This is a genomic window from Vogesella urethralis (genome assembly GCF_007644045.2).
Taxonomy (GTDB): Bacteria; Pseudomonadota; Gammaproteobacteria; order Burkholderiales; family Chromobacteriaceae; genus Vogesella; species Vogesella urethralis.
This window is the reverse complement of the sequence record NZ_VMDW02000101.1, coordinates 1-11,407: the sequence shown is the minus strand read 5'-3', so window position 1 is coordinate 11,407 and position 11,407 is coordinate 1. Positions and strand designations below refer to the sequence as shown.

Annotated in this window: 11 protein-coding genes and 2 tRNA genes; 7 read left to right on the top strand and 6 right to left on the bottom strand. The window is 61.2% G+C overall.

Translation table 11 applies throughout. From position 1 onward, the window contains the following. The first annotated feature begins 5 nt into the window (after window positions 1-5). Both FLQ03_RS14365 and FLQ03_RS14360 read left to right on the top strand, forming a co-directional pair. Window positions 6-81, top strand: a tRNA-Val gene (locus FLQ03_RS14365). A gap of 13 nt (window positions 82-94) precedes the next feature. Continuing rightward, window positions 95-171 (top strand) — tRNA-Asp (locus tag FLQ03_RS14360). Window positions 172-445: 274 nt separating this feature from the next. On the opposite strand, the gene FLQ03_RS14355 is transcribed toward FLQ03_RS14360, so the two are convergent. From FLQ03_RS14355 to pmbA, 4 genes are all read right to left on the bottom strand, one after another. Continuing rightward, the gene (locus tag FLQ03_RS14355; protein WP_144374113.1) at window positions 446-934 is read right to left on the bottom strand and encodes a disulfide bond formation protein B; all 489 of its coding nucleotides are present in this window, start codon (window positions 932-934) and stop codon (window positions 446-448) included. A 119-nt stretch (window positions 935-1,053) separates the two neighbouring features. Continuing rightward, entirely contained in the window at window positions 1,054-2,193 is a 1,140-nt protein-coding gene (locus tag FLQ03_RS14350) for a patatin-like phospholipase family protein (protein ID WP_144374112.1), read from the bottom strand. Between the two features lie 69 nt (window positions 2,194-2,262). After that, window positions 2,263-2,880: a DNA-3-methyladenine glycosylase family protein gene (locus FLQ03_RS14345; protein ID WP_206210990.1), complete on the bottom strand. Its 618-nt coding sequence runs from the start codon at window positions 2,878-2,880 to the stop codon at window positions 2,263-2,265. Next, window positions 2,877-4,229 carry a metalloprotease PmbA gene (gene pmbA / locus FLQ03_RS14340; RefSeq protein WP_144374111.1) on the bottom strand — a complete coding sequence of 451 codons (1,353 nt, stop codon included), beginning with the start codon at window positions 4,227-4,229 and terminating at the stop codon, window positions 2,877-2,879. Before pmbA ends, FLQ03_RS14345 begins: the two co-directional genes overlap by 4 nt. Before the next feature lie 106 nt (window positions 4,230-4,335). On the opposite strand from pmbA, the gene yjgA reads away from it, so the two are divergent. The 4 genes from yjgA to trpC are packed head-to-tail and all read left to right on the top strand — an operon-like array spanning window position 4,336 to window position 7,251. Next, window positions 4,336-4,908: a ribosome biogenesis factor YjgA gene (yjgA, locus tag FLQ03_RS14335; RefSeq protein WP_144374110.1), complete on the top strand. Its 573-nt coding sequence runs from the start codon at window positions 4,336-4,338 to the stop codon at window positions 4,906-4,908. Next, a complete protein-coding gene (gene mog / locus FLQ03_RS14330; protein ID WP_144374109.1) occupies window positions 4,905-5,483 on the top strand; it encodes a molybdopterin adenylyltransferase in 579 nt (192 codons plus the stop codon). The genes yjgA and mog overlap by 4 nt, the downstream gene beginning before the upstream one ends. Beyond that, a complete protein-coding gene (locus FLQ03_RS14325) occupies window positions 5,480-6,433 on the top strand; it encodes a YheT family hydrolase (RefSeq protein WP_144374108.1) in 954 nt (317 codons plus the stop codon). The genes mog and FLQ03_RS14325 overlap by 4 nt, the downstream gene beginning before the upstream one ends. A 26-nt stretch (window positions 6,434-6,459) precedes the next feature. Further along, window positions 6,460-7,251 (top strand): indole-3-glycerol phosphate synthase TrpC, encoded by a 792-nt coding sequence (gene trpC, locus FLQ03_RS14320; protein WP_144374107.1) that lies wholly within the window; start codon window positions 6,460-6,462, stop codon window positions 7,249-7,251. Window positions 7,252-7,368: 117 nt separating this feature from the next. Here the strand turns inward: trpC and FLQ03_RS14315 are convergent, their stop codons facing one another. Together FLQ03_RS14315 and FLQ03_RS14310 are read right to left on the bottom strand one after the other, a co-directional pair. Then, window positions 7,369-8,280: a lipase secretion chaperone gene (locus FLQ03_RS14315; RefSeq protein ID WP_144374106.1), complete on the bottom strand. Its 912-nt coding sequence runs from the start codon at window positions 8,278-8,280 to the stop codon at window positions 7,369-7,371. A 2-nt stretch (window positions 8,281-8,282) separates the two neighbouring features. Further along, window positions 8,283-9,248: a lipase family alpha/beta hydrolase gene (locus tag FLQ03_RS14310; protein WP_144374105.1), complete on the bottom strand. Its 966-nt coding sequence runs from the start codon at window positions 9,246-9,248 to the stop codon at window positions 8,283-8,285. Between the two features lie 414 nt (window positions 9,249-9,662). Here FLQ03_RS14310 and FLQ03_RS14305 point away from each other — a divergent pair, with 414 nt between their 5' ends. Next, window positions 9,663-11,180 carry a PilZ domain-containing protein gene (locus FLQ03_RS14305; protein ID WP_144374104.1) on the top strand — a complete coding sequence of 506 codons (1,518 nt, stop codon included), beginning with the start codon at window positions 9,663-9,665 and terminating at the stop codon, window positions 11,178-11,180. The last annotated feature ends 227 nt before the right edge of the window (window positions 11,181-11,407 follow it).

Here is an 11,407-nt window from a genome sequence, read left to right as displayed (position 1 = left end):
TTCTCGGGCGTTTAGCTCAGTTGGTAGAGCGTCTGCCTTACAAGCAGAATGTCGGCGGTTCGACTCCGTCAACGCCCACCACCGTTTTACGGTTGGAGCGGTAGTTCAGTTGGTTAGAATACCGGCCTGTCACGCCGGGGGTCGCGGGTTCGAGTCCCGTCCGCTCCGCCAAAAATAGTGCAAAGCCTCCTTCGGGAGGCTTTTTGCATTGCCCGCCCCTTCGCCAGCTTGCCAGCTTTTCAGCACTGCCGACATCGCCGCCACAGGCGCCAATGTCCTTACACATCCCGAACAGGCAATAGCAGCAGCGCCGCACACGCGTTTCTTCGCCACAAAGCAAAACCCGCCTTCTTAACAGGCGGGTTTTGTATTTATCCGGCGGCAACACCAGACTGGATGATCAACATCAACAGCCACGCTTCACCAGCACCGGACTCAAGGCCGATTATGCTTTGCGAAACGCATTCCACAGGGCAGTGGCAATCAGGGCAATAAACAGCAAACCGGTCCAGAACGGCATCGACTGCCCCAGGAAAGTCCAGCCAATCTCGGCACACTCGCCGCTACCTTTGAACACGGTAGCCAGCACCTGGCTCAGCGGCAGCGTCTCCAGCATGAAGTCCAGCCCCGGGCCGCAGGCCGGCACCTGATCTTTCGGCAGATGTTGCAGGTAGACGTGCCAGGCAGACACCGCACCACCCGCCAACGCTGCCAGAGCTACCAGGACGCCCGCAAGCTTGGCGGCCAACCGTTGCGGATTGAACACGGCAAACACGCCTGCCAGCACACCGGTGGCGATAATTCCTACCCGCTGGAAGATACACAGCGGGCACGGCTCCAAACCCAGCCCGTGCTGGGCATACAGGGCAAAGCCCATGGCTGCCGCGCAGGTGGCGGCGATGGCGGCAAAACCCTGCCGTCTGCTTAAATGCATTATTTCCCCTTTTCAAAACGGTGCCTGGCACCGGCGCTGTCCACACCGCAACGAAAGCGACGCGCGCCGGGCTTACCGCACCAGCCGCGTCTCGATAACAAAGCAGCAGCGATAACAGACTAATGGTTTTGTAAAAAATTCAGAATTTCGTCACGACGCGCCATCGCATCCTTGTAACCCAGGTCGATCAGCTCTTTACCGTAGGCGGGATCAAACAGCAAATAGCTGGCCAGCACCGAGCCGCGCTTGCGCATGGCACCGGCACCGCGCATCAGGAAACGCATCGCCGGCGGAAAGCGCTGCACGTGCTTGAAAGCGATGGCCTCCAGCGACACGCTGGGCGACATATTGAACACCTCTACCCGCTTCAGCATGGTACGGCCACTGCAACGCACCTGCTCGTCCAGCAGCGAAATAGTGTGATTGACGCGCGTCAGACGCTCCATATCGGCCGCCATACTGTCAAAAAAGATGCTGTTGAGCAAATGGCCGAAGATCATCGCGAGCGTTGGCCGGCCCCCCGCCAGACGCCGCTCCGGTTGCGGCTTGCGCTCGGTATTGAGGTTGAGCACGAACAATTTCTCTGCCCCCAAGTGCAAGGCAGACGACAGCGGCGCCATCTGGCGGATGGCACCATCGCAATAGAAGCGGCCGTTGATGGTAGCCGCAGGGAAAATCAACGGAATGGCCGAGGTGGCCATCAGGTGGTCGATACCGATGCGTTCACGCACACCGTGGCGCTGGTGGCGCTGCCACTCGTCGATACAGTCATCCCCCTCGAAAAAGGTCACCGACTGCCCAGTGGTATAGCAGGAGGCGGTCAGCGCCAGTGCCCGCAGCTGGCCAGCATCAATGGCCCGCGCCACGCCGTCGAAGCGTACCGCATCTGACAACAAGTCGCGCAGCGGGCTGTTATCGAGAAAACTGCTGGGATTATGGATGAGCTTGCCACCGGTCAGCACCGAGCCACCCCAGGCCAGAAAGGCGCGGGCAAAATACGGCCAGTCGGCGCGGTACACCTGCGTCACATGCAGGTTTTTCCACATCTTGGCCAGGAAGGCCGTGGCCTGGCGAAAGTGCGTCGCCCCTGCGGCCAACCCCACGGCGTTGATGGCACCGGCCGAGGTACCGCTGATAATGGGAAACGGGTTGCCATGATCGCGCGGCAGCATGTGCGCCACCGCCATCAACACCCCCACCTGATAGGCGGCGCGGGCGCCACCGCCCGCCAGCACCAGCCCGATTGCCGGCTTGTCCATGTCTCGCTCCCTGTTTTGTTTTGAGTATGGAACACGAAACGGCGCTTGGCAGCGCGACATCGACGCCGGCTAGTACTGCACCTCTACCGGGTCCAGCATGCGCCACAGGTACCAGGTAGCCACACTGCGCCACGGCCGGTAGCGCTCGCCCATCTGGCGGAATACTGCCAGCGCCGGGCGGGCATCCAGGCCATGGATCTGCACCAGGGCTTTTTGCAGGCCGATATCGTCTACCGGCCACACATCGGGCCGGCACAGATTGAAGATCAGATACATCTCGGCCGTCCAGCGGCCAATGCCACGCACCGCCACCAGCTCGCGGATGATGGCCTCGTCATCCAAGGCATCGAACTGCGCCGGCAGGATGCGGCCATCCAGAAAGTGTTGCGCCAGGTCTTGCGCGTACTCTACTTTGCGCTGCGAGAAACCACAGGCACGCAAGGCGTCTGGCGCCACAGCAGCTACGGCTGCAGGGCGGGTGGTGTCCAGCAAGGCCGCCAGCCGTGCCCAGATGGCGTCTGCGGCTGCGATGGAGATCTGCTGCCCGACGATGGCGCGCAGCAGCGTCTCGAACGGCTCGCCACGGGTACGCAGCACGCTGGCCGGGTAGCGCGCCACCAGCTCGGCCATCACCGGGCACGTGGCGGCCAACTCGGCACACGCCTGCTGCCAGTAGGCTGGCGTCACGCCTCGCCCGCCACCATCAGCGGCGACAGCAGCACCGAACCGATATGGCGGCTGCCGCGGGTATCGACATCGTCACCAATGGCGTCGATGCCTTGCAGCATGTCGCGCAGGTTGCCGGCGATGGTCAGCTCTTCTACCGGGTAGGCGATCACACCGTTTTCCACCCAGAAGCCGCTGGCGCCACGCGAGTAATCACCGGTCACCAGGTTGATGCCCTGCCCCATCAGTTCGGTCACCAGCAAGCCGGTACCCATGCGCGCCAGCAACGCCTGAAGGCCGCCCGCCAAGGTTGGCCGCACCAGCAGGTTGTGCGGGCCGCCAGCGTGGCCGGTACTTTGCATGCCCAGCTTGCGCGCCGAGTAGCTGGCCAGGAAGTAACCCTGCAACACGCCCTTATCGATGAACTGGCGCGCGACGGTGGCCACGCCTTCGTCGTCGGCGCAACCACTAGCCAGGCCACGCAGCACGAACGGGTCTTCATACACATCCAGCAAGGGCGCGGCCACCTGCTTGCCTAGGCTATCCAGCAAGAAGCTGGATTTGCGGTACAGGCTGCCGCCGCTCACCGCCTGCACCAGGTGGCTAAGCAGGCTACCCGCTACCGGCGCCTCGAAAATCACCGGGTACTGCCCGGTCTTGACGCGGCGGGCATTCAGGCGGCGCACGGTGCGCTCGCCTGCCATGCGGCCAACCTCGGCCGCCGACAACAGGTCGCCAGCGTGACGGGCGGTGGTGTACCAGTAATCGCGCTGCATGCTGTCGTCGCCGCTAGCCACCACCGCCGCCGACAGGCTGTGGCGCGAGGTGGTGAGGCTGCCACTGTAGCCGTGGCTGTTGGCGTAGCAATGACGGGTAGCGTGGGTGGCCACGGTGCCACCTTCGGAATTGGTAATGCGCGGGTCGGCGGCGCGGGCGGCGTCTTCGCATTCGCGCGCCAGGGCGATGGCGTCATCAACAGGCAGGTCCCACGGGTGGTACAAGTCCAGGTCGCGACGCTGGCCAGCTTGCAGCAGCAAGGCCGGGTCCGCCAGGCCAGCGCAATCGTCACCCATGGTGTAGCGGGCAATATTGAGCGCCGCGGCCACGGTATCGGCCAGTGCCTGCTCGGAAAAATCGGAGGTACTGGCATGGCCTTTCTGCTGCCCCAGATACACCGTCAGCGACACCCCCTTGTCGTGGTTGTACTCGATGGTTTCCACTTCGCCCAGGCGCACCGACACGTTCTGGCCGCAGCCTTCGGACACATCCGCTTCGGCAGCGGTAGCACCACCGGCAGCCGCCAGCACCAGCAAGCGCTCGGCAACGGCGGCGAGCTCGGTTTCGGAATAGGAAAAAATCTGCTCTGCCATAAGGTTGTTCTCGGGTTATTGGCACGATGGCAAGACACGGCAATCGGCCGTGACTGCGGGTTTTCCGGTATCATACCAGCTTGAAACCTTAATCAAGTCTTAGCGAATGTCGAACGTTTTCAACAATGGCAGCCACGACGGCATGCCACCCAGCAAATCCCAGCTCAAGCGCGATATGGACGCGCTGCAGAACATCGGTCGCGCCCTGACCGAGCTGCCGGCCGCCAAGCTGAAAAAGATGGCCCTGGACGAAGGCCTGCTGGCCGCCGTCCTCGACTATCAGCGCTTTACCGCTAACGGCGCCAAGCGTCGTCAGCTGCAATACATCGGCAAACTGATGCGTGACATCGACCCGGAGCCGATCGAACAGCAATTGGCCGCCCTGCGCGGCGACAGCAGCGCCCACACCCGTTGGCTGCACCTGGTAGAACGCTGGCGCGAACGCCTGCTGGAAGACGACAAGAACGTACAGATCTTTATCGACGACTTCCCATCCGCCGACGTGCAACAACTGCGCACCACCGTGCGCAACGCCCGTAAAGAGCGTGAAGAAAACAAGCCGCCGAAAGCCACCCGTCAGCTGTTCCAGATGATCAAGGAACTGATTCCGGAACAAGGCCGCCAGAAGAACGCCCCGGAAGACGAGCACGACGAGCACGACGAGGACGACGAGGCATGACATTGAAAGTGGGGCTGGTTTCCATCTCGGACCGCGCCAGCCAAGGTATCTACGAAGACAAGGGGATTCCGGCGCTGGTGGACTGGCTGAGCCTGGCCATCCGCTCCCCTTTTGAAACGGTTACCCGCCTGATTCCCGACGAGCAAGCCGGCATTGAAGCCACGCTGCGCGAACTGGTGGACGAACAAGGCTGCCACCTGGTGCTGACCACCGGCGGCACCGGCCCCGCCCCGCGCGACGTGACACCGGAAGCCACACTGGCCGTTGCCGACCGCGAGATGCCCGGCTTTGGCGAGCAGATGCGCCAGATCAGCCTGAAGTTTGTGCCCACTGCCATCCTGTCACGCCAGGTTGGCGTCATCCGCAAGCAAAGCCTGATCCTGAACCTGCCCGGCCAACCCAAGGCCATCCGCGAAACGCTGGAAGGGCTGCGCGAAGACGGCGTCGTCACCGTACCCGGCATTTTTGCGGCGGTGCCCTACTGCCTCGACCTGATTGGCGGCCCCTACGTGGAAACCCGCGACGAAGTGGTCAAGGCGTTCCGCCCCAAGTCGGCGATCAAACCGCAAGCGTGAGCCACTACCAAGCGCCGCGCTGGCTGCGCGGCAGCCACGCGCAAACCATCTGGCCTGCGCTACTGATCCGGCAAACTACACCGCCGTACCGGCGCGAGCTGTGGCACACCCCGGATGGCGGTCAGATTGCCGTCGACCGCATCGACGGCCAGCCCGGCCAGCCACTGGTGGTGCTGTTTCATGGCCTGGAAGGCAGCAGCCGCAGCCACTACGCCATCGCCCTGATGCACGAAGTGGCACGCCGTGGCTGGCACGGCGCGGTGCCGCATTTTCGCGGCTGCGGCGGGGTGGAAAACCGCCAGCCCCGCGCCTATCACGCCGGCGATGCCGCCGAGATTGCCTGGATATGCAGCAGGTTGGCCGCAGAAAATACGCAGCTGTTTGCCGCAGGCGTCTCGCTAGGCGGCAATATGCTGCTGCGCTACCTGGGCGAACAGCCCGACAGCGCGCTGCCGCTGGCCGCAGCGGCGGTATCGGCACCGCTGGACCTGGCCGCAGCCAGCACCCGGCTGGACCAGGGGCTGGGCCGCGTGCTGTACACCCGCATGTTCATGAACACCCTGAAGCCGAAATCGCTACGCCAGCTGCATTACCACCCGCGTTTATTCGACGCCAACGCCGTACGCCGCGCGCGTACGTTCGGCGAGTTCGACAATCTGGTCACGGCGCCGCTGCACGGCTACCGCGACGTACACGATTACTGGGCTCGCGCCAGCAGCAAGCCGCTGTTGCGGCACATCATGCGACCAACCCTGGTGCTGAACGCGGTGAACGACCCGTTCCTGCCGCCGCACGCCCTGCCCGGCCCGCACGAGGTCAGCCCGGCCGTCACGCTGGAACAACCTGCAGAAGGCGGGCACGTCGGTTTTGTCAGCGGCCCGTTTCCCGGCACACTGGCGTGGTTGCCGCAGCGTTTGCTAGCATTCTTCGAATCCCATCTGCGCCACTAGGTGCACAGCAGAAAGTCCACACGCACATGTCCGACATCCTGAAAAAGATCTGCGCCACCAAGGTTGAAGAAGTGGCCGCCCGCCGCCCGCAACGCAGCCTGGCCAGCCTGCGCGCCGAAGCCGAAGACCGCCACGGCGACCAGCGTGACTTCGTAGCCGCCATCCGCGCCAAGCACGCTGCCAGTCACGCCGCCGTGATTGCCGAAGCCAAAAAAGCCAGCCCCAGCAAAGGGGTGATCCGCGCCGACTTCCAGCCGGCCCAGATCGCCGCCAGCTACGAGCAGGCCGGCGCCGCCTGCTTGTCGGTGCTGACCGACGCCCAGTACTTCCAGGGGCACGAAGACTATCTGCAAGCCGCCCGCGCCGCCTGCCAGCTGCCGGTGCTGCGCAAGGACTTCATGGTGGACGAGTACCAGATCCACGAGGCACGCGCCATCGGTGCCGACTGCATCCTGCTGATTGCTGCCTGCCTCGATCTGCCCCAAATGCGCGACTTCGAGGCGCTGGCGCACGAGTACGGCATGGCGGTGCTGGTAGAGGTACACGACGAGCACGAACTGCAAGCCGCGCTGCAACTGCGTACACCACTGGTGGGCGTCAACAACCGCAACCTGCGTACCTTCGAAGTGAGCCTGGACACCACGCTGCGCCTGCTGCCGGAGATCGGCAACGACCGCATCGCCGTTACCGAAAGCGGCATCATCAAGCCAGCCGACGTACAGCTGATGCGCGAGCATGCGGTGCACACCTTCTTGGTCGGCGAAGCCTTCATGCGTCAGGACGACCCCGGTGCAGGCCTGCAACAGCTGTTTGCCTGAGCCCAGATTGCCTGTACCGCACCGCCGGTACGGCAACATGATAAAACCCCCCCGCTGCGCATGGCAGCGGGGGGGTTTTCAATATCGGCACTGGCACCGATGGCACAGCAGCGAGGCTTATTGATAGGCGATAAGCCGCTTGCGCTCGTTTTCGCTGAACAGCTGTTGCTCCAGCGTCTGCAGCGCTTGCTGGCGCTGCAGCTCGGACAAACTGCTGTCCTTGCCCAGCTGCTCGCGCTGTTGCTGCCACTGCTGCAGCTTGCCCTGCCAGGCTGCAGCTTCCGCGTCTACGGCGGCCAAGCGCTGCGCTGCCTCGGCGCCTACCATGCGGGTACGCAAAGCCTGCAGCTGCTCAGGCGTACCACCTTGCTGGCGCATTTGCTGCTCGGCCTCGGCCAGCACCACATGCTGCGTGGCCTGCTGCCGTGCCGCACGCTGTTCCGGCGGCAGGTTTTGCTCCAGCTCGGCCAGCAAACGCTGCTTTTCTGTGGCGCTGATATTCTGCCGGCGCTGAATATCCATGCGCTGCAGGATCAGCTCGTCCATCGCGTCGGTCTGGGCAAACAGCTGGCGCATTTCCTGCGGGCTGAAATGACGCGCTCGCAACTGACGCAGCAACTGCAGCCGCTCACGCATCTGCAATACCACGTCAGCCGATACCGGGCGTACCTTACCTGCCGCGCCCAACTCGCCAAGATAGGCCAGGTAACGATGGAAGAAGTCCACCGCATCCTGCAATGGTTGGCCGCTCAGGCGTGCGGCCAACTGTCTTTCTACTTCCTGACGAATTTCCGGCAAAGTGCGCTCGCCTTGGGTGGCCAAGTAGTAATCAAACAGCGCCTTGAGCTGCAACACGTCCATCTTGCCATCTGCCGCTGCTGCCGGCAGACCATCTACCGCCGTTTGCCGTAGCGAGGGAGCAAACACCCCCTCGTCCAAGGGCTGCGTGGCGGGGTGCGACTGCCACCAATAAGCTGCAGCCAATGCAGCCAGCAGCAGTGGCAGCCATAGTTTGCCTTGCAGCCGCATGCTTACACTCCCAGATTACGCAAGCGGTTGGCGTGCTGGCGGAACAGCGTGACCGGGCTGGTTTCCAGGATATTGCCCAGACCGAAGAACATATTGGTCTCGTCCAGATGGTTGAAGCGGTAGTTGTCGCGAATGACCTGACCCAGATGAGACGAGCAGGTGGACACCAAGCCATCGTTCGGTTCGGCCCCGAATACCAGACTGGTAGCAGCCAGCAGCGGATCGCCCACGTCCAGCGGGTTGGTATAGGGTTGCGCACCCGACCACGAGAAGTAATGGATACCATTCACTTGGTATGCCCCTTCACCGCAAGCGGTAGTCGGCACCGCCTGAGGATGGCGGCTATTGAATGCCAGCGTACCAGCTGTGGTAAGCGAATTGAGCGTGGCCAACTCGTCTTGTGACAGGCTGCTGCCGGTAGAGAACAAACGGATCAGGCTGGCAAATGCGCCGCCCGCCGCTACGGCTACCGACTCTGCAACCGAGCCCGCAGGTAGTACGCCACGCAGTGCGTCGGCTACTTTTGACCCCTTGTTGACACCGCCGATACTGGTAACAGACGCCACCAGCTCCGGCCGCACAGAGGCGACATAACGGGTAGTCGGCCCACCCATGCTATGGCCAATCAGGTTCACCTTCTGCGCACCGGTGATCGCGACGATACGCTGTACTTGCGCCAGCAGCTGTTCGCCGCGCTTTTCGTAACTGTCGGCAGGCGACACCTGTGCAACGTATACCTGTGCGCCACTGCGCTGTAGCTCGGCCGGAATACCATAGAAGTAATCCATACCCAGCAAGCTGTCGAACCCCAGAACACCGTGTACCAGCACGATGGGGTATTTGGTCTTCGTGTAGGTAGCCTCACTATCAGCCGGTGGTTGTGTACCCATACCGGCGGCAGGCTGCATGGTGGCAGCCATCAACGTGGCAGCGACAAATACACTTTTGACAACCTTGAACTTGCTCATGCGATCTCCTCGAAATTGACGGAGTGGTCTCTGCCACTCTGGTCCACACTCCAAATTTAGAGTGTTAACTCAATTTACACGGAGTCACTCTCGTGAGGCACAAGCACCTGAAATTTCAATAAATTAAAATCAAACAAATGTATGTATTTTTCCACACAACTGCCCGATTTCAGGCATCATCGCCAGCTTGCTGCAAAGCAGCAAGTCTGAACCGCAGCCTTCAACATTCAAGCTCCCCTTTATTCTGAATAAAGCCCTGTGGCACACTGAACGCCAGCGCCATACCGCAATTGAATAAGACATCGATATAAAATGGAGACCAAATGCGCCCAAGCCTCCTATCGATTTGTGGTTTAAGATACTATAGGCAGTCACGAAACCGCCTCGGCAAACCGACCAAGACACCCATACCCAATGATTGACATCAAAGCCATTATCAGTGCCATTTCCGGCAGGAAGAAAAATTCCAGCGAGTCGACCGAATCGGCGACCATGTTGGTGAAAAACCTGCCGAATGCCGAGTACTACACTGCGCTGGTTGAGATCATCAAGGCTGTGGCGAAGATCAACAAAGATGCCAACGTCACCCTGAAGGATCGAATCAGCACCCTACTCTACGTCGACACCAGGGCTGTCGACATGCACCGCAAGCTGTGTAAAGAGTTTCTGGTCGGCGCCTCACGTTCAAAGTCTTTCCTACCCAGCATTCTTGCTTACTGGACTGAGCTATCCAACGGCTACCAGCTGTGTCTGCGCCAGTTCCAGAGTGGCAAGTCCCCTCAGGTAGACCCACTGATCGAACGGGTGGCAATACGCGCCTTGCACCATCAGCTCAGCCTGATCAAATGGAGTGCGTTGCGCTACATTTCTGCGGATGGCAATACCTGGCAACAAGCGTACCGTCTGTACCATTTTGCGGAGCAGTATGGCTTTCACAACAAAGCCATCACCATGTACGAGGAACAAGCAGAAAGTACGACGGCTGAGCAGCTGCTAATCCAGGCCGCCATGTTGCACCTGGCACAAACCGACAACCTGCTCACCATCGAGATTGAAGCGATCCACTTACTGCTGGCCAGGCTGTCCGAAGGCATCCGCCTGCAAAGTACGGCGTCGAATAGTGATTTCCAGTACGTCATCAACCTTGATCTGCCCGCCCCTCCGCAACTACTGCGCCGCGGCACGCTGGGCAAGGGTTGCCGCTACTGGTCGGGCGACTTCGTGGTCAACCGCCTGGCCGACCTGATTCTGGACTTTGACCAGGGCATTCCAGAAGGCTTCCGCCAGGCATTGCCGGCAATGGATACCCCGACATGGCGCAATCTGTTGCAAAAGCTTTCCGCCCGTTGGTCACAAGATGGCGGCAAATCGATGCGCCAGCATGAGCGGCTAAGCTACTCCGGGCACGCCCGGGTAGAGATCGGCTTCGAAAAGATCGCACATCACCTGAAAGTGAACCGTGGCTCCCTGCAGCAGGAAGAAATCACTGACGAATGGCGTGTCAACGATGCGAGCGAGGCTGGTTTTGGGCTGACCTACCTTGGCCGCGCAGTAGAGAGCCTGATGATTGGCCGGACGATCTGGGTTTCCTCGCGAGACTACCCAGGGCAGCTGTGCGTTATCCGCCGCGTACAACGCCTGGTGGAAGGTGGCACCCGCGTCGGCGTGGAAGTACTGGGCAGTCTGCCATTACCGGTTACGCTGTCGGAGCCAGGGCTGGAAAGCTCCGGCAACAGTAGCGGCCTGTATATCACACAGACCAATGCAAAAAAGGGGCAACGTGTTTTTCTGATACCCAAGCGGCTAGCAGACAACGGTAAAGAGCTGACCTTTGCGGCCAACGGCAAGTCGTACCAGATCCGCGTACTGCAAAGCAGCGCAGTATTCGAAGACTGCCAGCAGGTAGAATTTGAAACACTGGAACGCCTGTAAACAACTTTACAGCTCACGCCAGAAAGCCGGCCACCCGAGGCCGGCTTTTACTTTTGGAACGGGCCTCTTGCCCGAAGGCGGAAATGCAAGCAGCAACCAACTCAATAGATGACAAGACACTCCGCCAACGGCAAGCCGCAGCGAGAGGTTCACCGACGTTCACCCCATCTTGAGTAGCACGTAACTTTAGCGTCCAATCCACCATGACAAGGAGTTGGACATGAAGA